At 35.3% G+C, this 26,589-nt stretch carries 12 protein-coding genes; 7 read left to right on the plus strand and 5 right to left on the minus strand.

Annotated elements, in window-relative coordinates:
* Window positions 1–799 precede the first annotated feature (799 nt).
* The 3 genes from ACNC7R_RS00920 (at window position 800) to ACNC7R_RS00930 (ending at window position 14,688) form a co-directional block, all read left to right on the plus strand.
* Window positions 800–7,099, plus strand: a complete 6,300-nt coding sequence (locus ACNC7R_RS00920) for a T9SS sorting signal type C domain-containing protein (RefSeq protein ID WP_417939117.1) — start codon at window positions 800–802, stop codon at window positions 7,097–7,099.
* Between the two features lie 389 nt (window positions 7,100–7,488).
* The gene (locus ACNC7R_RS00925) at window positions 7,489–10,656 is read left to right on the plus strand and encodes a T9SS sorting signal type C domain-containing protein (protein WP_417939118.1); all 3,168 of its coding nucleotides are present in this window, start codon (window positions 7,489–7,491) and stop codon (window positions 10,654–10,656) included.
* A gap of 189 nt (window positions 10,657–10,845) precedes the next feature.
* Window positions 10,846–14,688, plus strand: a complete 3,843-nt coding sequence (locus ACNC7R_RS00930) for a calcium-binding protein (protein WP_417939119.1) — start codon at window positions 10,846–10,848, stop codon at window positions 14,686–14,688.
* A gap of 119 nt (window positions 14,689–14,807) precedes the next feature.
* On the opposite strand, the gene ACNC7R_RS00935 is transcribed toward ACNC7R_RS00930, so the two are convergent.
* Window positions 14,808–15,677 (minus strand): cupin-like domain-containing protein, encoded by an 870-nt coding sequence (locus ACNC7R_RS00935; RefSeq protein WP_417939120.1) that lies wholly within the window; start codon window positions 15,675–15,677, stop codon window positions 14,808–14,810.
* Window positions 15,678–15,819: 142 nt separating this feature from the next.
* Window positions 15,820–18,207, minus strand: a complete 2,388-nt coding sequence (locus ACNC7R_RS00940; RefSeq protein WP_417939121.1) for a TonB-dependent receptor domain-containing protein — start codon at window positions 18,205–18,207, stop codon at window positions 15,820–15,822.
* A gap of 234 nt (window positions 18,208–18,441) precedes the next feature.
* Between ACNC7R_RS00940 and ACNC7R_RS00945 the strand changes: the two genes are divergently transcribed.
* From ACNC7R_RS00945 to ACNC7R_RS00955, 3 genes are read left to right on the plus strand one after another with little or no spacing between them, the layout of a single operon-like run.
* A complete protein-coding gene (locus tag ACNC7R_RS00945) occupies window positions 18,442–19,803 on the plus strand; it encodes a sensor histidine kinase (RefSeq protein ID WP_417939122.1) in 1,362 nt (453 codons plus the stop codon).
* Window positions 19,803–20,489 (plus strand): response regulator transcription factor, encoded by a 687-nt coding sequence (locus tag ACNC7R_RS00950; protein WP_417943118.1) that lies wholly within the window; start codon window positions 19,803–19,805, stop codon window positions 20,487–20,489. Before ACNC7R_RS00945 ends, ACNC7R_RS00950 begins: the two co-directional genes overlap by 1 nt.
* 10 nt (window positions 20,490–20,499) lie before the next feature.
* Complete coding sequence (locus ACNC7R_RS00955; RefSeq protein ID WP_417939123.1) at window positions 20,500–20,919, plus strand: hypothetical protein; 420 nt, start codon at window positions 20,500–20,502, stop codon at window positions 20,917–20,919.
* Window positions 20,920–20,983: 64 nt separating this feature from the next.
* Here ACNC7R_RS00955 and bioB read toward each other — a convergent pair whose 3' ends face one another.
* The 3 genes from bioB to ACNC7R_RS00970 all read right to left on the minus strand — a co-directional run bounded on the left by bioB (window position 20,984) and on the right by ACNC7R_RS00970 (window position 23,731).
* On the minus strand, window positions 20,984–22,072 hold the full coding sequence (bioB, locus tag ACNC7R_RS00960; RefSeq protein ID WP_417939124.1) for a biotin synthase BioB: 1,089 nt from the start codon (window positions 22,070–22,072) through the stop codon (window positions 20,984–20,986).
* Window positions 22,073–22,244: 172 nt separating this feature from the next.
* Window positions 22,245–22,682 (minus strand): hypothetical protein, encoded by a 438-nt coding sequence (locus ACNC7R_RS00965; RefSeq protein WP_417939125.1) that lies wholly within the window; start codon window positions 22,680–22,682, stop codon window positions 22,245–22,247.
* A 119-nt stretch (window positions 22,683–22,801) separates the two neighbouring features.
* Window positions 22,802–23,731, minus strand: coding sequence for a bifunctional riboflavin kinase/FAD synthetase (locus ACNC7R_RS00970; RefSeq protein ID WP_417939126.1), 930 nt, complete (start codon window positions 23,729–23,731; stop codon window positions 22,802–22,804).
* A 197-nt stretch (window positions 23,732–23,928) separates the two neighbouring features.
* Between ACNC7R_RS00970 and ACNC7R_RS00975 the strand changes: the two genes are divergently transcribed.
* Complete coding sequence (locus tag ACNC7R_RS00975) at window positions 23,929–26,589, plus strand: reprolysin-like metallopeptidase (protein ID WP_417939127.1); 2,661 nt, start codon at window positions 23,929–23,931, stop codon at window positions 26,587–26,589.

The following is a 26,589-nucleotide window of genomic DNA, read 5'->3' on the forward strand; positions in this document are numbered from 1 at the left end:
ACGGACTTAGAAAATACGAACATCCGGATGTTGATTTTTATAGCATCCTAATGATAAAAAGCTTGTTATTCAGGGTAGGACATTGTTTTTTGAAAATACCGATATTGTACTGCTGGGCATAAACTAAAAATTGCCGGTAATTTTACTAAAGGAACACATCATACAGGCGGAGTCTTATCTGCTCATCCAATATATCTTGAGTACAGACTGACCTAATTGTATAAATGATCTGCAATCAATTTTAATTACCCCGTTAAATACAATAAAATAGGGTTTTTTATAAATTTTTTTTGGAAAACGATAGATAACAAACAAGAGAAATTATATTTAATGGTAATTTTTTTGATAAAAATCCGATACTGATTCTGTCGGATTTTTTTATGGAATAATTTTGGGGATTATAGACATAATTTATCTTAATCAAAGATCTGAGACTTTATGTGTAAAATAAATAGGCGACTAAGTAAATTTCGTTATTAGTAATATTTTAGGTTTAAATATTTGATTTGTTTAATAAAATGTTCTTTTTGTCGATTTTTTCTGATTTTTATCGAATAATTTAAAATTTGATTAAAAAAACCATTCAGAACTGTTATTTTTGTTCTATAAATTAGCCCCAAATAATTTAGTATTTTGTTTTTTAATTCTTATGTTTTGATTATCAGAACATCATTCTGTTTGCAGATTTAATACTAATTAAGTTTGGGTTACTATAAAATTGTTATTTGATAAGATTCGTCAAAAGAACATCAATTTTAATAGAAATAAGTTTATTTTTAAATTTAATCCGACCCCAAACATGATTAAAAAATTACGTACTCTTATTGATTTGTTTTTTTCGAAACAAAATCAGAATACTCGAAAATTTATAGCAGTTAACGTCTTTAGCAATAATGTTAAATGGCTTTTTTTTGCTTTTTTAATGTTTCAAATGAGTTATGGTCAGACGTGTAATGTGGTTACTAATTCAACTTTTACAGGTAATGCAAATGGATGGACACTTGGAGGCTCTGGTGTAGGGTGGTATTATGAACCTATATGGGCCACAGATCAGATTTATATCGAAAAAGATGGTGCGGTTGATCAATCATTAAAGCAAAGTGTAACAGGTCTTATCAATAATTCCTTAACTCTTTCGTTTAAGATTAAAGGGCAGAATGCCAATCGTTGGTCAACCTGTCCAACAACTGCTACACTTGTCATAAAATTAGCCGGTGTAACTTACATGACCATTAATAACGTGGCTGGATCAGTAGGTACTCCAAATACCCAAATCACAACAGCCAATGTTACAACTTCTAATGGAGCCACTTATACACAAACTGGATTCCCTTTGACAGTTGGTGGTACAACTTCAGCCATAACGGTATCACAGGGAACTGTCACACTTACAATTCCATGGAATCCGGCAATTGCTACTACAGCAGACTTAGAGTTTGTTGCTACAACTTCAAATACTGCCAGTGGATCTTGTACTGCCTGGGGAGGAGATGACTGGTTTTTAGATGATATTATGCTTTATACTTCTAATCCTGTAGCTTATAACATGACTGGAACAAGTATTTGTGCAGGGAGTAGTACTACTATTGGATTGAGTAATTCTCAGATTGGTGTTAATTATCAGCTCTACCGTAACGGTTCTATAGCTGTTGGTAGTGCTGTCCCTGGAACAGGTTCGGCTATTTCTTTTGGAAGTCAAACTGTTACAGGTACTTATACAGCAGTAGCTACAGCAGGAACCACGGGCTGTACCACACCAATGAATGGGAGTGTTTCGATTAATCCTAATCCGACATTAACAAATGCGGAACAACCCGCTGCTCAGCCTGCAGTCTGTGCAGGTTCACCAGCTACTATTAATTTAACAGGCTTACTGCCAAATTCTACTTCAACAATTAATTATACTATTAATGGTGTTGCACAAACACCAGTTACAGGTGTCACTTCTAATGCTTCCGGAGCAGGAAGTTTTACGACATCTGTATTATCGATTGCTAATAACGGTCAAATATTACAAATAACCGGTATTACTAATACAAGCGCTACACCAAATTGTACATCCAGTTTTGCCAGAAATGTAACTCTGGCTGTTAACGCCACGCCAACATTAACAGGCGCATCACAATCAGTAATCGCTTGTGCAGGTTCAGGAGCTATAATCAATTTAACAGGATTATTACCAAATGCTACTTCAACAATTAATTATAGTATTAATAGTGTGGCACAAAGTGCTGTAACAGGTGTTGTTTCTGATGCTTCAGGAGTAGCGAGTTTTACTACAGTTGCTTTGACCACAGCCAATAATGGTCAAAATTTGCAAATTACCGGAGTAACGACAACAAGCACTTCACCCAATTGTACTACGAGTTTTACTCAAAATGTTACTTTGTCTGTAATTGCCAGTCCAACAATAACTACAGCAGCTGCCACAGGTGTAGTTACTGCAATTTGTCAAAGCGCAAGTGCTCAGACTACCAGCATGCCTTATACTGCTACTACATTATCACCTACTAGTTATAGTATTGACTGGGCATCTTTAACAGATCAGTCATCTACTGCATTTACTTTTGCAGCAGGAGGAGGAACTGTAACCGGAATAATAGTCCCTGCAGGTACGCCTTCGGGAACTTATACAGGAACAATGACTGTTACAAGTGCTAGTGGATGTACAGGAACAAAAGCAATTACCCTTACAATTAATCCTGTTTTGACAGCCTCTGTAAGTATTTCTAATTCACCTGCTGGAACTGTTTGTGCCGGAACAAATGTAACGTTTACTGCAACACCAACAAATCCGGGGACAGCTCCGGTTTATCAATGGAAATTGAATGGAGTAAACGTTGGAACCAACTCAACAACGTATTCAAACAGTACGCTATTATTAAATAATGATGTAGTTACCTGTGAAATGACTTCGAACGCTTCTCCTTGTTTAACGGGAAGTCCAGCCATTTCTAATGCCATTACGGTAGCATCTGCAGGCCCAACAACTACCGGGGTTACTATTTGTACTGGTGGCTCTGGATCTTTGAGTTCTTCGACAACTTGTGCTAATGGAAGTAACCAAACTTCAGGCCCAAATAATGCAAGAAGTGGGGCTAATAATACAGGTGTAGGTACAATTGCCTGGACTGATCCTGGAAATATTACTGCTTCTGGGACTCCATATGCAACTTTATTTGTTACTAATACTAATAATATAACTAATTATCTTACAGGGACAGATTATAATTTTTCAATTCCTACTAATGCCACTATTATTGGAATTACAGTTGTTATTAATCGTAGAGCAGATGGTAATAATATAACAGATTCTTCGGTAAGAATTATTAAAGGAGGTGTTGTTAGTGGAACGAGTCAGTCAAGTGGTGCTACTTGGAGTACGGCAGCGACTCCGTCAACTGTTACTTTTGGTGGGACTTCTAATTTATGGGGCACAACTTGGACTCCAGCAGATATAAATAATGCTAATTTTGGAGTTGCGCTTTCTGCAATAAGCGGCACAAATAGCGATAGGAATCTTACTGTTGATTATATGCAGATTACGGTTACTTATACTGTTCCGGGTTCTATAGATTGGTATACAGCTTCTTCAGGTGGTACATTATTAGGTTCTGGAGCATCTTTTAATCCAGTTGGTGTTGCGGGTTCAGGATTAGCCAATACAAACACATCTGGAACAACCATTTTTTATGCAGCATGTTCTTCAAGTCCAAGTTGTAGAACACCTACAGCATTTGTTATAAATCAGAGACCATCCGTTACCAATGCAACCTTAACACAGACTATTTGTTCAGGAGCAAGTTCTTCTGCTGTTGTTCTTACTTCTGCAATTACTGGAACTACTTTTACATGGACTGCAAGTGCGACAGCTGGAGTTTCCGGATTTACAGCAAGTGGATCAGGAAATATTCCTGTTCAAACGATTTCTACAACTGGAACTACTCAAGGAACTGTTACCTATGTTGTCACGCCAACGGCTAATGGCTGCCCGGGTACACCAACTAATTATACAATATTAGTTGATCCTGCGCCAGCAGCGCCTACAGGTTCAGAATTTCAAACATTTTGTGCGACGAGTTCACCAACTGTAGCAAATCTTACAGCCACAGGAACAGGTGTAAGATGGTATGATGCACTAATAGGAGGAAATCAGCTGGCAGCAGCAACGCCGCTAATAAGTGGAAATCATTATTATGCTTCACAAACTTCAGGTTGTGAGAGTACAACGCGATTGGATGTTACGGTAACGTTAAATGCAACACCTGTAATTACACCTAACAAAGTGGATGAAACTTGTCCTTCATCGAATAATGGAACTATTTCTCCATCTATTTCAGGAGGGCTAACGAATATTAGGTATATTAAATTGACTCAAAAATATGCTGATCATCAGCAGATTCAGGAAATTCAGGCTTTTGAAATTTTCACTGGGAATAATGTCGCATTAGCTTCGAATGGCGCCACTGCTTCTGCGAGTTCAACTTATAGTAATGTTGCAACTTTTGGCCCACAACGTGCTATAGATGGTGATCCATTTGGATATAGTTTCTGGCATAGCGCGTCAACAAATACAGGAGAATATATTATAATAGATTTATCTTCGGCAAAAAACCTTGATTATTTACGAATCTATAATAGAAGCGATTGTTGTCAGGAAAGAGGGCAAAATATGCTTTTAGAATTGTTTGACGCTTCAAATAATCTTATATATACTAAAACCGTAAATATTTGGGAAGGTGTAAATGGACCTCACTATATAGATGTAAACGTATTAGATGTTACATGGTCAGATGCTGCAACTACGTTAAACAGAGCAGGATTAGATTCCGGAAGTTATACTTTAAATTATGCAGATGCTGCTGGCTGTTCTGCAAGTATGCCAATAAGTATAACATCAATAAATAATGTACCTGCTGTAGCTGCTATTTCTTTACCAGCTGTATTATGTCAAGATGATTCATTGAATCCTACTGTACCAACGGTTACAAACAATGGTTCGGTAGTTACGGCTTCAGGCTGGGAGATTTCGACAACTTCAGGCGGGAGCACTTATACCGCTTTATCACTTCCTTATACAGTAGCTTATGCCGACAATGGTAAGAATATTAGATACTATGCTATTAATGGTTGCGGTAGGACAAATAGTAATATTGTAGCGATAACAGTAAACCAAAAACCTACAGCTCCAACTGTAGGAACCATAACTCATCTTAATTGTACAACAAATACCGGTAGTGTAGAATTAAGAGATCTGCCAACTGGTGATTGGACAATTAATCAAACAGGTGCTGCTGCTGCAAGTTATAGTAATACGATTCCTAATACAACAAGCAGAACTATCTTAGGACTATCAGCCGGTAGTTATACATTTACCGTTACTAATTCTAATGGGTGTACTTCTTCAGTTAGTACAGTTACTATTTTAGATAATTATAACATCTGGAATGGTAGTAGCTGGAGCAGGGGAGTTCCGCCAAACGCTTCGATGAATGCTACAATAGCTTCTGTAACTCCAAGTTCTCCTTTTACGGTAGATTTAGTAGCTTGTGCTTTGACGATTAATAGCGGTGTAGTTGCAATAGTACCATCTGGAGTAACCTTAACCATTACAAATGAAGTAACGGTTAATGGAAGTTTAACATTTGAAAATAATGCCAGTTTGGTACAAATTAATAATGTAAATAATAACGTTGGTTCTATCATCTACAAGCGTAATTCAGAGCCGATGAAGAATTTTGACTATACCTATTGGTCATCACCAGTAGAGGGTCAGACTTTATACAATCTATCTCCTAATACGCTTTGGGACAAATATCAGTCTTATACAGGAAGTGGCTGGAAAATCGAGTCATCATCTAATGTTATGCAGCCAGGAATTGGTTATATCATTAGGGTTCCAAAGCCTTTTGCGTGGCCTGATCCAAACGCGTCCAGTTATGTGCAGCCAGTAGAATTTATAGGAAAGCCAAACAACGGTACTATTACCAGCAGCCAGTATATGGAAAAAGGCAAATACTACCTGATTGGAAATCCTTATCCTTCTGCGATCCATGCAGATGATTTCTTGTTCAGCAATGTAAATAATAAAAATATTTTAGGCGGTACGATATATTTCTGGACTCATAATACAGCTATTAAGGTGGTCAATTCTAAGCTTGCTTATGTTTCAGATGATTATGCGAGTTATAACTTGACAGGCGGTGTTGCTACTTCTGCGGTAAGTGATCCGGGATATAATGATAATCCTTCATTGGATACAGGCAGAAAACCAACAGGTTATATAGCAGCAGGTCAGTCATTTTTTACCAAGGCAGAGGATGGTTCAGGTTATGTTGAATTTAACAACTCCATGCGTTATGGAGGCACGAATAATTCCCAATTTTTCAAACCTGGAAAAACAACCAAATCCGCATCGATAGAGAAACACCGCCTTTGGCTTAATCTGACCAATGCGTCAGGTGCATTCAAACAAACCCTGATTGGATACATTGATGGTGCGACCAACAGCTATGATACAAGCTTTGACGGAATAACTTATGATGGGAACAGTTATATTGATTTTTACAGTGTCAATGAAACTTCGAGGCTGACTATCCAGGGCCGTGCTTTGCCGTTCAGTGATTCAGATGTTGTGCCTTTGGGTTATCGTTCGACAATTGCGGGCGATTTTACCATTGCAATAGACGAGGCAGATGGTAATCTTGCCACTCAGAGAGTTTATCTTGAAGATAAGCAGACTGGAACAATCAACGAATTGACGTCGAAAAACTATACCTTTACGACCACTGCAGGTACATTCAACAATCGATTTGTGCTTCGTTACAAAACCACAACATTAGGAACGGGAGATTTTGAAACGACAGATGCTGCAGTTTGGGTTATGGTTCAAAACAAAACAATAACAGTAAATTCGACAACAGAAAACATTGAAAAGGTATTTATTTATGATGTTTCCGGAAAAGAGTTGTATAGAAAAGATAAGGTGAGCAATCTTCAGTTGATTCTTCAGAACCAGCCCTTTGCCCAGCAGATTTTACTGGTCAAAGTAGTGTTGGAGAATGGTTACCAGACCACTAAAAAAGTGATTTTTAAATAAAACGACAAACCACAAAACAAAAAATCCGATAGGAGTAAGTTATCGGATTTTTTGTTTTATAATATCATAATTACTTATTTTTATTTTAAACCTTTTATAGCTAAAAGTGAACGTGTTAATAAATAAAGAATGTATTTTATATAGTTTTTTACTTATATTTTAAAAATAGAATAAAATACAGATGCTCTACATCGGGTTTAAGTGCGTTTAATCGAATTTATACTGTTTCGATTTAAATAAGTTATGCAAAGGACTATTTTTGTATGTTATGTCCTTCTTAGTGTGTATGTTAAAGGTTTTTTTAAAATTTTTTTAATATCGAAATGTGAAAAATAATACATAATAAGAAGTATTTCTATACGACTATTTAATCTTTATAAGCCTATACAATGATTAGAAAATTACCTTTGATGAAATGTTCTTTATTTTTAAAAATTATTGTTTTATTTTTTTTACTCATTACCTCCAAAACTTTAAGTCAAACTTCGGTAACCAGAATATATACCGATTGGAATACTTATTTTACATCCAATTCTGCAACTAATGTTGTTGCAAATCAGCCTAATACAGAAAATAATTTACTTGCCTTTGACTGGCAGGGGAAAACGTATGCAACAGGTGCTAATAATGCTGCTTTAATAGCTAATTCTGTTAATTTTGTGAATAGTCGTTTCAGAGCTTTAAAAATACAATCTTTGCCATATGATCCATCCAGCTACTACTTGCAAGGTTCTAATATTGATGGCTCTTTAACGAATAGGATATTAACTCCTGCTCTGGGAGGAGCTTTGTCAACTCCTGCAGAATTAGCTTATAGACTTACGGATGGTATTAATGGATTGGCTTTGGGTACAGGAATTGCAAATATAAAAGCAAACACTCTGGCAGAATTTAAAATAGGTACAAATAATATACAAATCGGGATAATTGGGGATGGTATTCCTGATATTATTGTCAGTCAGGTTGCTCAGCCAAATTCAGTAGTCGACAAATTTAGCTTTGTTAATGCAGCAGGAGTTGTTATTGGTAATTCTGTCAATGTAGATTTTACTTCTAGTTCTATTCCGGCTGTTGGGACTTACAGACTGGATTTGTTTAATACCAATAACGGTGCTCCGGCCTCTGGTTTTAGTGCGAATGATACCCGTGATATTCGTTTGCTTGCCTTCGATTTAAGTGCCTTTGGAATTACAGATGCGACTTCCTCACAGATAGACCGTTTTGTGGTTAATTTTTCAGGAAGTTCTGATTGTGCATTCATTGCTTTTAATACCAATTCATTAAAATTAGCCTCCTTAGCTTTAGTAAAAAAAGCAACTTTGTTAGGATGCGGAGTAGGAGGTAAAATTCACTATACTTTTGAAGTTACCAATACAGGAGATGTTCCGTTAACAAATGTAGTAGTAACCGATCCGATGATTGGTGCAATATCAGGTTCTCCTATAGCCTCTTTAGCTGCTGGGGCAACAACAACGTTAACCGCAGATTATACTATTACAGCAGCGGATGTAGCCTTAGGAAGAGTGATCAATTCTGCAAAAGTTACAGCTGTAGATCCTTCATCGAATACCGTTGAAGATATTTCAGGTAATTCTATCGCCGATGATATTCAAACAATTACTAATTTATTGACACCTCCAACACTAGGAACAATAAAAAATATAACTTGTAATTCATTAGGGACTATTGCTTTAAGTGATTTACCTTCTGGATCATGGACTTTAGAAAGAAATTCGGGAAGCGGTACAGTAATTACTTCCGGTTCGGGATCTACAACGACTGTCACTGGTTTGGCTGTTGGTACCTATACTTTTAGGGTAACAGATAATAGCAGTGGTTGTAAGTCTCCTTTAACATCTCCTGCTTCAATTGTTAGCCAGACAACGAATACCTGGAACGGAACAGCGTGGTCAACCGGATCAGTACCGACTTTAGATCAAAATATTATTTTTACTGGAAATTATCCTCCTGCAATAGATCCTAATGTTGACTTATATGGCTGCAGTTGCAGAGTTTCAGGAAGTACGACAAAAGTTACTATAAAAACAGGACGTACTTTAACTATAACAAACGGGGTGACAGTTGATACAGATGAAAATTTAATCTTTGAAAATAACGCTAGTTTAATTCAATTAACAAACGCTGTAAATTCAGGCAAGATCATCTACAAACGTAATTCAGAGCCGATGAAGAATTTTGACTATACCTATTGGTCCTCACCAGTAGAGGGTCAGACTTTATACAATTTATCTCCTAATACGCTTTGGGACAAATATCAGTCTTATACAGGAAGTGGCTGGAAAATCGAGTCATCATCTAATGTTATGCAGCCAGGAATTGGTTATATCATCAGGGTTCCAAAGCCTTTTGCGTGGCCTGATCCAACCGCGTCCAGTTATGTGCAGCCAGTAGAATTTATAGGAAAGCCAAACAACGGTACTATTACCAGCAGCCAGTATATGGAAAAAGGCAAATACTACCTGATTGGAAATCCTTATCCTTCTGCGATCCATGCGGATGATTTCTTGTTCAGCAATGTAAATAATAAAAACATTTTAGGCGGCACGATATATTTCTGGACTCATAATACAGCTATTAAGGTGGTCAATTCAAAGCTTGCTTATGTTTCAGATGATTATGCGAGTTATAACTTGACAGGCGGTGTTGCTACTTCTGCGGTAAGTGATCCGGGATATAATGATAATCCTTCATTGGATACAGGCAGAAAACCAACAGGTTATATAGCAGCAGGTCAGTCATTTTTTACCAAGGCAGAGGATGGTTCAGGTTATGTTGAATTTAACAACTCCATGCGTTATGGAGGCACGAATAATTCCCAATTTTTCAAACCTGGAAAAACAACCAAATCCGCATCGATAGAGAAACACCGCCTTTGGCTTAATCTGACCAATGCGTCAGGTGCATTCAAACAAACCCTGATTGGATACATTGATGGTGCTACCAACAGCTATGATACAAGCTTTGACGGAATAACTTATGATGGGAACAGTTATATTGATTTTTACAGTGTCAATGAAACTTCGAGGCTGACTATCCAGGGCCGTGCTTTGCCTTTCAGTGATTCAGATGTTGTGCCTTTGGGTTATCGTTCGACGATTGCGGGCGATTTTACCATTGCAATAGACGAGGCAGATGGTCATCTTGCCACTCAGAGAGTTTATCTTGAAGACAAGCAGACAGGAACAATCAACGAATTGACGTCGAAAAACTATACCTTTACGACCACTGCAGGTACATTCAACAATCGATTTGTGCTTCGTTACAAAAACACAACATTAGGAACGGGAGATTTTGAAACGACAGATGCTGCAGTTTGGGTTATGGTTCAAAACAAAACAATAACAGTAAATTCGACAACAGAAAACATTGAAAAGGTATTTATTTATGATGTTTCCGGAAAAGAATTGTATAGAAAAGATAAGGTGAGCAATCTTCAGTTGATTCTTCAGAACCAGCCCTTTGCCCAGCAGATTTTACTGGTCAAAGTAGTGTTGGAGAATGGTTACCAGACCACTAAAAAAGTGATTTTTAAATAAAACGACAAACCACAAATAAAAAAATCCGATAGCGCAAGTTATCGGATTTTTTGTTTCAACAAATAGTATTTATTCGACTTAAAATCACTAAATGTTGGTATTGTATCAGGTTATCGATAATTATAAATTGCGTGTAAATTCTTATTAATTATGTTTGACAAAATGTTTATAATCCCAAATCATTATATCGTGAAATCAAAATTACATTGCTTATTAATATTTTTTTTTAGTTTATTATCTATTTCTAATAATGCCCAACAAGGAAAACCCGATGCAAGTTTTAATACGTTTGATGATGGTCTTAATGGTGATGGTTTTAATAATACTGTCAGAACCTTGTCGCTGCAAACAGATGGGAATTTAATCGTGGGAGGTGATTTTTTGAGTTTTAACGGGAAGCCACTTTCTTATTTGACACGACTCAGGACAGACGGAACTATAGACGAAGACTTTGATACGGGTTTAGGTTTTAATGGAAAGATATATTCATCTTACATACAAAATGACGGTAAAATTATTTTAGGAGGCAACTTTACCAGTTATGATGGAGTTTCCGCAGGCAGATTACTGCGTTTAAATACTGATGGCTCTCATGATACTACTTTTAATACTTCTGTAGCAGCAGGTACGGGCATTGTATATCAGATTGCCCGGCAATCGGATGAAAAACTTATAATTGTTGGAAGTTTTACAAAGTATAATGGAGTTACTGTAAACAGGATAGCCAGAGTTTTACCGGATGGAAATTTAGATGCCACTTTTTTAACCGGTTCAGGTGCTTCTTCAAATATAAATTCTGTTCAGATTCAGCCTGACGGGAAAATCATTCTGTCAGGGAATTTTATAAGATTTAATGGAGTCGATGTCAATAGAATAATTCGCCTAAATTCAGATGGGAGTATTGATATGAGTTTTAATGTTGGGACTGCCTTTAATGATGAAATCCATACCATGTTTTTACAATCAGATGGAAAAATTATATTGGGTGGTGAATTTACAGATTATAACGGAATTTCTGCTAACAGAATTATTAGGTTGGATTCAGATGGATCAATCGATTCTGACTTTCTATCAGGTACAGGCTTTAATAACGGAACTGTAAATGTTATAAAAACGGATGCTTCAGGGAATATTATGCTGGGAGGTTCTTTTACAGATTTATACAATGGAACTGATGTAAACAGATTGATACTTTTAAATCCTGACGGAACAATTAAAACGGACTTCAATGCAGGAGGTGGACCTGGCTCTGCATCCGTATTTAGTTTAGAAAATTCAGATGATGGCAGTTGGTACATTGGCGGATCATTTTCAGTATTTGATTCTTTAAATCAGGGAAAACTAGCTAAAACAGATGCTAGTGGAATTCATGATATTAGTTATCTCTCGGCAGGTGTTGGGTTTGATAATTCGGTTTTAAAAGTATTGCCATTGCCTGATAGCAATACAATGGTTTTTGGTAATTTCTCCAGATTTAATGGAGTTGCCTGTTCAAAAATTGCGCGTATTTTGGCAGAGGGAGATTTAGATAATACTTTTAATTCAGCACAGTCGGGAGCTAATAATGTTATCAGAACGGCAGTCAGGCATTTTGATGGAAAAATAATTATTGCCGGAAGTTTTACTAGTTATAACAATACAGTCTGTAATCGTATAGCACGAATTTTACCTGACGGTAGTTTAGATAACAGTTTTGCTTCCGGAAGTGGTTTTAATGGTCTGGTATATACAGTAATGATTCAATCTGATGGGAGAATATTAGCAGCAGGTAATTTTACGAAATATAATGGTGTAGCGACTGGCCGTATTGTGAGACTTGAGGAAGACGGTACAATTGATGGTAGTTTTAATACTGCAATAGGTGCAAATGGAATCGTAGATGTTATGGTAGTCCAGCCAGACGGCAAAATTATCTTAGGGGGGAGATTTGATACATTTAATGGAATAGCACATTCAAAGTTAGTACGTTTAAATCCTGACGGAAGTATAGATAGCAGTTTTTCTATAGGTATGGGGTTTGACAAAAACGTATATGCGATTGATCTGCAATCTGATGGAAAAGTTATTGTGGGAGGTTCTTTTTTAAATTATAATGGAGTTTCAAATAAACGAATTTTAAGACTTAATTCAGATGGTACTTTAGATATGAGTTTTAACTCTGGTACAGGTTTTAGTAACGGAGATGTGCGAAGCATTTTAGTACAGCCTGATAACAGGATTCTGATTGGAGGTTCATTTTCAGGAAATTACAACAGAACAGCTTCTTTGCGATTATTGCGTTTATCTTCTGATGGTGTTTTCGATCCCTCATTTTCAGTGGGTTTAAACAGCACTTTATATACTATGGGTTTTACATCTGATCATAAACTGCTCATCGGGGGGAATTTTAACTCGATATCAGGAGTGGCAAAACATAGAATTGCCCGTTTGAAATTATGTACTAATAGCTCCAAATGGAATGGTACGAATTGGTCAAATGGATTTCCTTCAAGTGAAAAAGAATTAACTTTTGATGAAGATTATTCGTTTTCTGCCTCAATTAACGCATGTAGCTGCAGTATAAACACAGGTAAGACGGTGACAATTTCAGCCGGAAAAACTTTGGGGTTAGACTTTGATTATTCAGGATCCGGAATTCTGACTTTAGAAGATACAGCATCTTTATATCAATCTGAAGATGAAATAGTAAATACAGGTATTATGTATCTTAAACGTAAAACGACACCCATTCGAAAATTTGACTATACCTATTGGTCTTCTCCTGTTGAAAATCATAAACTAATCGATGTTTCTCCCAATACTCTATCAGATAAGTTTTTCTCTTTTGATTCTTATTCACATTCATGGAAAGAGGAATATCCATCAATGACTATGAGTTTAGGAAAAGGGTATATTATTCGTGGTCCTCAGCATTTTTCAGTTACGGTTCCTGAAAAATATGAGACCACTTTTAAAGGAATACCAGTTAACGGAAAAATTAAAACAAATGTTGGTAATACAGATAGTTTCAATTTAATTGGTAATCCCTATCCCTCAGCTCTTGATGCAGATGTATTTTTAAAAGACAACATGGATGTTCTCAAAGGGACTCTTTATTTCTGGACCCACAATACGCCATTTGCTAATAAATATATTTCAGATGATTACGCAGTTTACAATCTATTGGGAGGCGTAGGGACAAGAGCAGCAATGGCTTCTGGTGAAAACGAAACTTTGCCTGACGGAAGAATTGCTTCAGCACAATCCTTTTTTGTTCAGAGTTTGAATGCAGGCGAAGTGAAATTTGAAAATAGTATGCGAATCACAGAAAACAATTCACTCTTTTTTAAACCTGGAAAAAGCGCTAAAAAAACGAGTAAAGTGCCCAAAAGCAGAATATGGCTTAATCTTACCAACGAAGAAAATGCCTTTAAGCAGCTTTTAATTGGTTACATTGAAGGAGCAACAAACGGGTACGATTCGGCTTTTGACGGAGAATCATTCAATGGAAACAAGTATATTAACTTTTATAGTATTAATGAAGAAAAAAACTGGACAATACAAGGCAGGAAGTTTCCTTTTGAAGATTCAGATGAAGTGGTTCTGGGGTATAAAACAGAAATCAGCGGAAATTTCACCATAAGTATAGATCATTTGGATGAAAATTTTACAGGGCAATCCGTTTATCTAGAAGATAACGACAAAATGATTTTACATGATTTAAAAAAACAACCATACGTATTTTCAACTGAAAAAGGAATTTTTAATAATCGTTTTGTTTTAAAATTTACAGATGAAACATTGCATGCAAAAGAAATTTCGCTAAATAAACAAGGACTTTTAATTTATCAACAGAAAGGGAAATTAATTATAGAATCAAAAGATTCAAATATTCAAAAAGTTCAGGTTTATGAGATGACTGGAAAATTGATTTTAGAACAAAACACTCATCAAAATTCAATAACAATTTCTAATTTGAAACAAACAAATCAGCTTCTCGTACTTAAAATTCAAACAGCAGACAGCCTGAAAACGAGAAAAATAATTTATTAATTGTCAGTTTGGTAATTAGTATAGAGGAACAATAGAGTCGAAGGTTTTTTCGTTGTTAAAGCCTTCGACTCCTGTTGCAGTTTAAATTAAATCAATCTAAATCATTCCTTTCAACGGTTTTAAACAGCTTCTTTTAGCAGATTTTCATGTGTATTCTGAATTGCCTTTTCATTTTTATAGTCAATCCATTTTTGACCTTTGAATTTTCGCATCAAAATATCAAAATGGCGCATGATAAAAACATTATAAGCCGCCTTAGATAAGTTGACAATGTTTTTAGGAAAAGACCGTAAACTCATAGAAAACCCGGGTGTAAGATACTTCATGTAATGCCAGTAACCTTCAGGCATGTATAACATTTCACCATGTTTCAGGTTTGTGATGTACCCCTGTGCATTTTTGAGGGCAGGGAATTTTTCATAATCAGGATTGTCAAAATCAATATCTTCCCGCGAAATTAACGCATGAGGTACTTTATACATATATTTTGACTGATCAGGAGGAAAAATCATGCATTGCTTTTCTCCATGAAAATGAAAATGAAGAATATTGGAGTAATCTATATCAAAATGCATAAACACCTTTGAATTTTGACCGCCAAAAAACAGCATAGGCATTTGTTTGACTAATTTTAAGCCAATATCCGGCCATAAAAAATCGTTTTTTAAGACAGGAACATCTTTCATTAGATTATAAAGAAAAATGCGGTAATTAGTTGGTTTTTTTTCAAGTAAATCAATATAGTCGCTCATCTTCATAGAAGTATGTGCTTCATTAAAACCATCTTGGTAGTTTACCGGCCTGTCATCGTATAAAGGAACAACTTTATTCCCTGCTATTTCTTTGATATAAGATAATTTCCATTTTTGATAAGCCGGCCAGTCTTCAGTCAACTCTTCGATAACAACCGGAATTTGATTTTTTACATATTTGGATATAAACTCAGACTTTGAGATTTTCTTTACCCTTTCAATTTGTTTTAACTTCATCTTTAAAATAAAAAAAATGCTTATAGTATTAGCTATAAGCAAGTTAAAAATATTTATTGAGATTTGTTAACTCTATTAATTAAATTTTTGACTTGATTGAATTACAGTCAGTCCCTCAATAAGATAAGGCAATTTGTCTGAGTTAAATTCTTTTCTGTTCTTCAGTTTGTGTTCTGTTTTTTTCATTTAATTTTTGATTTCCGAAATTATATTTGAAACCGATCTTAAAGCTCTGGGTGTCGCTGTAATCTGTAAAATAGTTATACTGATTGGCATATTTAGTAATAACTGTTTGCTTTTCTCCACGATATACATCAGAAAAAATCGCAAAAAGCTCCCACTTGTCCTGAAATATCTTTTTTCGAAATGCAAAATCTAAACTGGTAAACTGACTAATGGTAAAAGTTCCCTGTACAGATTTTGAATTGTAATAAAAATTAGCTTCAGCAGTAAAATCTTTTTTCTTGTTGAATGTAAATCGGTTATGGGTACTGCCGTTATACTGCAGACGTTTGTTTTGATACAGTTTTTGATCAACTCCTAAAAAAGTATCCTGAGTATAATTGATGCCGGCCTGAATTCCGGATTCCCACCAATTAAAGAAAACTAAATTGGCATTGAATTCTAATCCTAAAGCAGTGTTTTTTTCGATATTCGTAAGATGATAGACAACTGTTGTGGTTTCATAATCCTGATATGAGATTTCCATTGAAGGATTTTTTTCATGTCGGTAATATAAATCAAAATTGTATTTGTCTTTTAAAGTATAAGTCAGATTCAGGTTGTGAATGATAGTAGGCTGTAGTTTTGGATCTCCAACAAAATATGAATACGAATTGTAGTAAGATCGAAACGGGTTCAGCCAGCTGTATTGTGGTCTGCTAATTCGTTTTCCGTATGAAAATCCAATCTGATGGTTTTCATGGACTTTGTAAAGCACATAAAAAGTAGGGAAAAGTTTAAAATATTTTTGTTCATTTATTTCGGTTACTGTAACCGAATTGCCTTTTAGCTGAGTATATTCTCCTCTTAATCCGGCTTTGAGTGTCCATTTATCAATCTCTTTATTATAACTTGCGTAACCTGCAAAAATGGTTTCATCATATAAGAAATGGTTAGTTCTGATTGTATTTTCAATTAATTCGCCATTAATTTCATCTTTAAAAATAAGCTGGCTGTCTGCTTTTACTTTTCCAAATTTCATTCCCATCTCAATTCCGTTACCTTCATTCGTATAATCAGATTGTGCTGAAAAAAGCTGAATTTTTTGGGTGTTGTCGCTTAAAAATCGGTTTTGTCGGTAAGGAGGATTGTCGGGTAATGAAAATGAAGAGAAAATATCCTGATTTTCATTGTTGTAGTAATGCGTATAATCTGAAGAAAAAGAAAGCTTTTCATGTTCCTTAAATTTATGATCGTATGCGAAATGGTAATCATTATTTCGGGATGTTTTTTTTCTGTTGTTTTGAGTCACATACAGAGAATCCAGATTTCTGTTACGGTCATAAATATACGTAGGCACATTATAAAATCCATGAACATTCGGGTTGATAGAACCAGTTACGCCAAAAGATATTGTATTTGAATCGTCTATTTCATATTCTGAATCCACGCGAAATGAATTTTGAGATGCCGATTTGTTTTTTCTTCTCAAAGTGCTTTCCCAAATCGAGTTCGTTTCCCCTGAATTATCCAAATAATGAATAAAATCTTGTCCTTCTCTGACATATGTACCCGAACCCAAAGTATAACGTCCCGACAGTGAAAGTTTTTCTCCTTTGTAAATATGGCTTGTAGAAATATTTCCTTTTGCATAAATCGATTGAATGTAGGAACCGCTCACCGTTCCTTTATAACCTAATTTTGCATTTTTTTTCAGCTTAATATTTAAAACGATCGCTCCCTGAGCTTCATATTTAGCAGGTGGATTTGTAATGACCTCAATTGATTTAACATCTTCGCCGTTTGTGTTTTCTAAAAACTGCTTTAATTCATCACCTGTTAAATAGACTTTTTTGTCATTAATGGTAACAAGAATGCTATTGCTTCCACGAACAGTGACATTGCCGCTGCTCATGGTATTTACGCCTGGAGTTTTACCCAGTATTTCCCAGGCATTATTAGTAGAAAGGGAAGAATTTTCTACAGTAAATTCTATTCGGTCAATTTTTCTCTTTAGAATTGGCTTTGATGCTGTGATAGTAACATCATTTAATATTTCTGCATTTTGTTCCAGTAAAATTGATGAGAGTCTTAGGTCTGACTTTACATCAATATTCAGGTATTTTTCAGAATGTCCATAAGAGCAGATTTTCAAAATGTATTTTTCTTTTTCAATATCTGCTATTTCAAAAAAACCTTTTTCATCTGTTTGAGTGCCTTTATAAAATATCGAATCCTTTTGTTTTAATAAGACAACCGAGGAAAACCCGACCGGATTATTCTTAGAGTCCAGAATAGATCCTGAAATTTTGTGCTGACTAATTCCAATAAAGGGAATTAGTAAGAATATAAAAAGATACTGTTTCATGATGTGATGATTTGTTGATAGCAAATCTCTGAAACGGCTGCGGAGTATTGGGTTAATAGACGGTTAATGATGGGTTAAAGAGTTTTGGATAGTTTAGTTTCGGAAAAAAAATAAGCAGAACTCCCGATTTTTAAGGCATTCATTTCAGCATTCGGTTAATAAAGGGTTAATCAGTTATTTATTAAAAGCATAAAACAATTATTAAGGTAAATTTGTTTTGCTAATTGATACATCATGCAAAACAAAAAGAAAATAGCGTATTTAATCGGGGCATGTATTTTTACAGTAATTGCCCTGGCGGCTATTCAGGGCTATTTTATATACAATACTTATAAACTAACCGAAAGGGAAGTAAACACGAAAATCAGAAAGCAAATAACCGAGATGGAAGACCATCCAGAATTTGATGCCATAAAAGACAGCTGGATGGAGCAAACCGCGAAATTATCTGAGGGATATCTTTATAAAAAAATATCCAAAAAAGAATATTTAAGATTAATCCAGAAGAACCGGAATTCCCTTTCCGAGGCTATGAAAAGATACATGGAAAAGTCAAAAAAACCGGGAGATTTTGAAATAGGTTACAGCGATTATTTAACGTCTTTGGTCATTATAAGCGACAATAAAACGGATTCAGTTTATAATGGAAAACTGCTGATTTTTGATAATAAAATAAAAAGTAATAATGAGATTTCTTCTTCAACTGGTAAGTGGCAAAATACGAATGAATCAGAATCAGATAATCCAGGTTCTGTAAAGTTTAAATATTCTCTGTTATTGAAAACAGAACAATTTTACAGCTTTGCAAGCTGGCAGAAAACGATCTTAGGTCAAATGGCAGGATTGTTATTGTTTTCAGTCGTCTTAATGTTTTTCGTTGTGTATCTCTATTATCTTTCTATTAAAAACTTAATTAACCAAAAACGAATCGCCGATATAAAAACAGATTTTGTCAACAACATTACCCATGAATTTCAGACTCCTTTGGCAACAATGGATATTGCTGTTAAAACATTGCAACGTAAGCGAAATCAAATGTCAAATTCAGAATATAAAACGACTTTGTCTTTATTGAATAGACAAAACAGCAGGCTTCAGAAATTGTTTCAGCAGGTTGCGAATGTTTCGGTTAATCCAGTCGCTAATATAAGTTCTTCCATCGAAATAGGTTGTAGTGAAATCAAAGAAATAATAGATGATTTCAGACTTTCTAAACCTGATATTTTGATTTCGTGTCAGCAGAGTCAGGAAACTATTATTTTAAAAATGGACCGCTTTCATCTCAATACCATTTTGATTAATCTTTTGGACAATGCTGTAAAATATGGAGCTACGCAAATTGATATTGAAATGAACAATATCGGGGATACATTTTTACTCACTATAAAAGACAACGGGAAAGGGATTTCTCCAAAAGAACACGCATCCATTTTTGATAAGTTTTACAGAGTAGAAAAAGGAAATCTTCACACTACCAAAGGTCTTGGGTTGGGACTATTTTATGTAAAACAATTGGTTGAAACGTATCGTGGAGATGTAAAAGTGATTAGTGAAGTAAATAGAGGTGCTTTGTTTTTAATATCAATTCCGTTATGATGAAACATATTTTATTAGTAGAAGATGATTTTGATTATGCTTCAATTTTAAAACAATATCTGGAGTTTTCAGCATTTAAAGTGTCCTGGAAAAAGAACGGTAAAGAAGCTTTGGAATCTCTTTCTGACACTAAGCCTGATATTTGCATTCTGGATGTAATGATGCCCCAGATGGATGGCTTTACCTTAGCCGAAAAGATAGTGGATCTATTTCCTGAGATTCCGTTTGTTTTTTTAACTGCAAAATCATTGCAGGAGGACAAAATAAAAGGGCTGAAATTAGGAGCTGATGATTATATCATAAAACCTTTTGAGGTAGAAGAGTTAATTTTAAGAATAGGCAATATTTTAAAACGTTCTCAGAAAAATGAAAAAATCGTTATAAAACAGACTTTTGCAATTGGCAGCTATACTTTCGATTCTGAAAATTTCTTGCTGAAACATCACACAACCACACACCGAATTACTGAGAAAGAAGCGCAATTGATCATTTTTTTACATGCAAACCGAAGTAAACTCATTAAAAGAGAGGAAATTTTAAGGGAAATCTGGGGCAACGAAGATTTCTTTTCTGGCAGAAGCATGGATGTCTTTATCAGTCGTTTACGAAAATATTTTAAAGAAGATCCTGCTATAAGTATTTCGAGCGTAAGAGGCTTGGGTTTTGAGTTTAAGATTAACAATTAAATCAAAGATTATGAAAATTATTATAGTACTTTTTTTTGTAAGTATTAGTTTTTTAGCAAGTTGCCAAAGTAAACCGGCAGTGCCAAATCTTCCAAAAGTTAAAAAAACAGAAACAAAAACTACGAGTTCAAGCTCATCAGTATCGGTTCAGAATTCAGATTCATCTTATAGTTTCAAAGCCTCTTTTGATTCTCATAAAAATGAGAAAGTAAAAAGAATGCTAATGGATCATCTGGATGAAAAATATCTGCTCACTAAAGGCGAAATTTTGATGTGGAAAAAAAGGGATGCAGATGAAATTGTTTATAGCGTTACTTTTAAAAAAGGCAGTTTAAAAATGAATATTGACAAACAATTGAGTTCCGGAAATACGGTTAGCGAATTTGAAAATCTCGGAGATAGATTAAGGGAAGCGATTTCAAATGATTAAAATCAAAAAATGCTTTTGACAAATTGTGAGTCAAAAGCATTTTTTATGGGAAATCGAAAAAATCTTAAACTTTTGACTTTATCGAATGTTCAACATTTCTTTCAATAGTATGCCCTGGTCTTGACCATTTTGGTTTTTCGCCTAAAGGAGCAAATTGAGAATCTGCAGCTTCTACCGTTTGTGGCTGAGATATTTTTGTAAAAGGTTTTTGCGGGATCAGCCCCAGCATTTCAAACATTTTCATGTCTTCGTTTACATCCGGATTTGGAGTAGTAAGTAATTTGTCTCCTGCAAAAATAGAATTGGCTCCTGCAAAAAAGCACATAGCCTGTCCTTCTCGGCTCATATTGGTTCTTCCTGCCGATAAGCGAACCTGCGTTTCTGGCATTACGATTCTGGTAGTGGCTACCATACGAATCATCTCCCAGATTTCAACTGGTTTTTCATCTTCCATAGGAGTTCCTTCAACAGCTACCAATGCATTGATCGGCACAGATTCAGGCTGTGGATTTAAAGTAGAAAGTGCAACGAGCATTCCGGCTCTGTCTTCGATACTTTCCCCCATTCCGATAATTCCACCGCTGCAAACCGTAACATTGGTTTTACGGACATTCTCAATAGTTTCTAAACGGTCTTCAAAAGCACGTGTTGAAATAACATCTTTATAATAATCTTCAGAAGTATCTAAGTTGTGATTGTAAGCATACAAACCTGCTTCTGCCAGACGCTGCGCCTGATTTTCGGTAATCATACCCAAAGTACAGCAAACTTCCATATCCAGTTTGTTGATGGTACGAACCATTTCTAAAACCTGATCAAATTCTTCACCGTCTTTTACATTTCTCCAGGCAGCTCCCATACAAACACGTGATGATCCGCTCGATTTGGCACGCAAAGCCTGAGCCTTTACCTGGCTTACGCTCATTAAATCATTTCCTTCAACCCCTGTATTGTAGCGTGCGGCCTGTGGGCAATACCCACAATCTTCAGGACATCCTCCGGTTTTAATAGAAAGTAGAGTAGATACCTGAACTACGTTAGGATCGTGTTTTTGTCTGTGTATTGTTGCTGCTTCATACAGAAGGTCCATCAGGGGTTTGTTATATATGGCGATTATTTCGTCTTTTGTCCAGTTGTGTTTTGTAACGCTCATTGATACATTGTTTTTGATGCTTCAAAAGTAGTTAAATAGTTCTAATCAACCAATGCTGATTGCTGTAAATGAATATTTGACAGTTATTTTCAAAAAAGAAACACTCTAAAATCATAGAATTGTACTTTTTTATGATTTTAGAGTGCTTAAAAACCTTTTTTATTTTAAAAATTTAATCGGCTATATATTTGTTGTTCCAGTATAACATCATCATTAAAGTGACAATAACTGAAGAGGCGAGTCCTTCAAATAATAAACAGATACAATAAGTAGGTACAGATGGGTTTCCTCCAAACATAAAAGTTTCGGATAAAGACTTGACATAAGCATCTCCGCCTCTTGCATAGCTGTAAATTAACAGACCGAAAACGCTCATTGATACACCCACTACAGACGTAGCCATCGCTGAAACAGCATTAGATACAAAGTTAGTTTCTCCTTCGTGAAGATTCATTTGCATAGTTCTGTTTACACCATAAAAGATAAAAAATACATTAAGGGTTCGCAAATAGAATAAATCTGCTAAACCTAATACATTCATCAATAAAAAATAAATGCCTATGCCAAGGAATATTAGTGATCCGTTGACAATTTCTTTTGGTAATTTCATGATGGTTATTTTTAAAGAGGTTAATAGTAAATACTTGGTATTTAGTAAAGTATATTAAATTTACTAAAAAAATAAATACAATGATTTAAAAATAACGAAAAGTATAGGTTTTGAAATATTTACAACAGGCTCACAAATTCCTGAGCTGTCTGTTTATCCAGATTTAGTTGTTCTTTCAGCAAATCAACTGAGCCAAATTTTTGTTCTTCGCGGAGGTATTTTAATAGTGAAATCTCCAGTTTTTGCCCATAAATATCGGTATCAAAATCAAAAAGATTTACTTCTATAGATTGTTTTTGCCCATTTACAGTTGGATTGAGACCAATATTCATCATTCCGAAAACTTCTTTTTGATCAATAATAGTCTTTACAACGTACACACCATTTTTCGGAATCAGTTTGTAGTCTTCTGCAATCTGGATATTAGCTGTTGGAAACCCAATTGTTCTTCCCAGCTGTTTTCCTTTTACAACATCGCCAGTTAGAAAATAAGTATAACCCAGATATTCATTGGCTAAAGCCATATTACCTTCCTGCAATGCTATTCTGATTTTAGTAGAACTTACTGAAACATCCTGGATTTCCTGAGCCGAAATTTGTTCAACTTCAAAACCATATTCAACTCCAAAAGCGATTAGATTATCAATATTGGCTGTTCTGTTTCTGCCAAAACGATGGTCGTGGCCAATAATTATTTTATGGATATGGAACTGATCTACTAAAATGGAACGTACAAATTCTTCGGCAGTTAATCTTGAAAAACTTTCATTAAATGGATGAATAACAAGGTTTTCAATTCCGGTTGCTTGCAGAAGTTTAGATTTTTCCTGAATGGTATTTAAAAGTTTTATTTCTGATTTTTCCTGAAGAACCATTCTGGGATGTGGAAAAAAAGTTAGAACAAGACTTTCATATTGCCGGTTTTCAGTGTTTTGAGTAATTCTTTCGAGAATTTTTTTATGACCAATATGCACGCCATCAAAAGTGCCAAGAGTTAAAATGGTTTTCTTGGTAGAGTGGAAATCGTTAAGAGAATGAAAGACCTTCAAAACAAATTATTTAAGATGCTGCAAATTTATACTATCTATTTTAAATCTGATAGCAACCTGAATTGATTTTTTAATTTGATTCGTTTGGTTTTTGTGAAAAACAGGTAATTTGTCGAGGCGAAATAAATATCTGTCGAGAATAGAGAAGAATTTGACTTAATTAATTTAATTTTGAGTCTCTAAATAACGTCTTGATTATGAAAAAACAGCTACTAATTCTGCTTTCTATTTTTTTCTGTATAACAGTTCATTCACAAACAAATGTTATTTGGGAGAAAGTGAATTCTGTTTCAGCAAAAAAAACAGAAAGTCTTCCTGGTCAGGAAAAGTTATATTATAAACTGAATGAGAATCTTTTGATTCAGAAAATTGCAGCTTCAGGCAAGACGTCAAAAAATGCCGTTTCTGAAATCACGGTTCCAAATACTGAAGGTGTTTTAGAACGATTTGTGGTTTGGGAATCCTCGAATTTTGATCCGGAATTGCAGGCACAATATCCTGAAATCAGGGCTTATTCAGGTACGGGATTAGATGATAAAACTGCAAAAATCCATTTTAGTGTAGCTCCAATAGGGGTTCAGACTATGGTAATCCGTTCAGGAAAAGCATCTGAATTTATAGAGCAAAATCCAGAGAATAAGTCAGAATATGTGTTGTTTAGATCAAAAAATAAAGATACTTCAAAATTGCTCATTTGTAAAACAAAAGAAGCAACTACTAAAAAAACTTCAGATAAAACAGCAAAAACGACATCTAATACTAAAACCTTAAAAACACTTCGGCTTGCATTATCATGTACAGGAGAATACACGGCATTTTTTGGAGGTACAAAAGAAGGCGCATTAGCCGGAATGAATGCCACTATGACAAGAGTCAATGCCGTTTTTAATAAAGATTTAGCTGTGCAATTAACTATAATACCAAATAATTTAGATATTATTTATACAAATGCATCAACAGATCCTTATTCTAACGCACCGCAAGGCGCAAATGGGGCATGGAACTTAGAAGTTCAGCAAACATTAACTACCGTTATTGGCAACAGTGGGTATGATATAGGGCATTTATTTGGCCGTTCAGGTGGCGGAGGAGATGCGGGTTGTATAGGCTGTGTATGTGATAATCCTGTTTCTTCGTCAGATGATCAGGCAAAAGGGAGTGCATATACCTCTCCTTCAGATGGAATTCCTCAGGGAGATACATTTGATATTGATTTTGTAGCACATGAAATGGGGCATCAGTTAGGAGGTACCCATACTTTTTCTCATGAAATTGAAGGAACAGGCACAAATGTAGAACCGGGTAGTGGTTCGACTATTATGGGATATGCAGGAGTAACAAATGATTATAATATTCAGAATGTTTCTGATGATTATTTTGCTTACGCAAGTATTTTACAAATCCAGAATAATCTTGCTACTAAATCATGCCCGGTTAGTTCGCCAATAAATAATAATCCGCCGGTTGTAAGTGCAGGTTCCGATTATACCATTCCATTTAATACCCCATTTATTTTAACCGGAACAGGCTCTGATCCGGACGGCGATACAGTTACTTATTGCTGGGAGCAAAATGATAGTGCGACCACTACATCCGGAAGTAATAGTATTGCTTATCCTGCTAAACCTGACGGGTCATTGTTTCGATCTTTTCCGCCAAACAACTCATCTATTAGGTATATGCCAAGCTTAAACACAGTACTTCAAAACAGGTTAACCACCACCTGGGAATCTGTTTCGTCAGTGGCAAGAACTTTGCATTTTTCACTTACGGGAAGGGATAATGCAGCTTTAACAATCCCTCAGACTAATACCGATAACATGATTGTTACTGTAAATGCTGCGGTAGGTCCGTTTGCCGTAACCTCGCAAAATACAAATGACATAGGGTGGCAAAAAGGTTCTTTTCAGACCATAAACTGGGATGTGAAAAATACGAATACATTACCGGGCTCCAATAATGTAAATATTAAATTGTCTATAGATGGAGGTTTGACTTTTCCTGTAATTCTTGCAGCAGATACACCAAACGATGGCTCGCAGACCATAACAGTACCTTCAGATATTGCCGCTACAAATTGCAGGCTGCTAATTGAGCCAGTCGCTAACATTTATTATGCTTTAAATGCTAGTTCTTTTGCTATAGGTTATACATCAGCAACGACTTGCGATTCTTATAGTTTCGGAAGTTCTTTTACTATACCTTTTGGATCTGCCTTTACAACCAAAACTGTAAATGTGCCGGATACAGGAATAGTTTCAGATGTAAAAGTCGCAGTAAATGTAACGCATGAAAGGTTTTCAGATTTAGAAATTCAAATCATAAGTCCACTGGGAACAACCGTAAAATTGTTTGATAAGAATTGTGGCAGCACTAATTCTACTTTGACATTGAATTATGATGATTCTGGAGCCGAATTAGATTGTTCTAAAACAACGAGTCAGATGATTGTACCTGCAGAATTTTTAAACGCATTCAAAGGGCAAAATCCTCAGGGGACATGGAAATTTGAGGTTCGTGATGCTGTTTCTGGCCGTTTCGGAACTATAAATTCGGCATCGGTAACTATTTGCAGTCAGGTATTCACTCTGGATGATTCTGAATTCGAAAGCGTGGATTTTGCACTATATCCAAATCCAAATAATGGTAATTTTACCGTTAAGTTTGAATGTGATCCTACTAAAGATGTAGAAATATTAGTACATGATGTCCTGGGTCGAAATGTATATAATGAAAATTTTGGCAAAGGAGCTTATTTTGATCAAAACATTCAATTAAAAAAATCATCTGCAGGATTGTATTTAGTAACCATTCTCAATGGGAGCAAAAAAATTATCAAAAAAATACTGGTAAACTGA

The organism is Flavobacterium adiutor (genome assembly GCF_048282555.1).
GTDB lineage: Bacteria > Bacteroidota > Bacteroidia > Flavobacteriales > Flavobacteriaceae > Flavobacterium.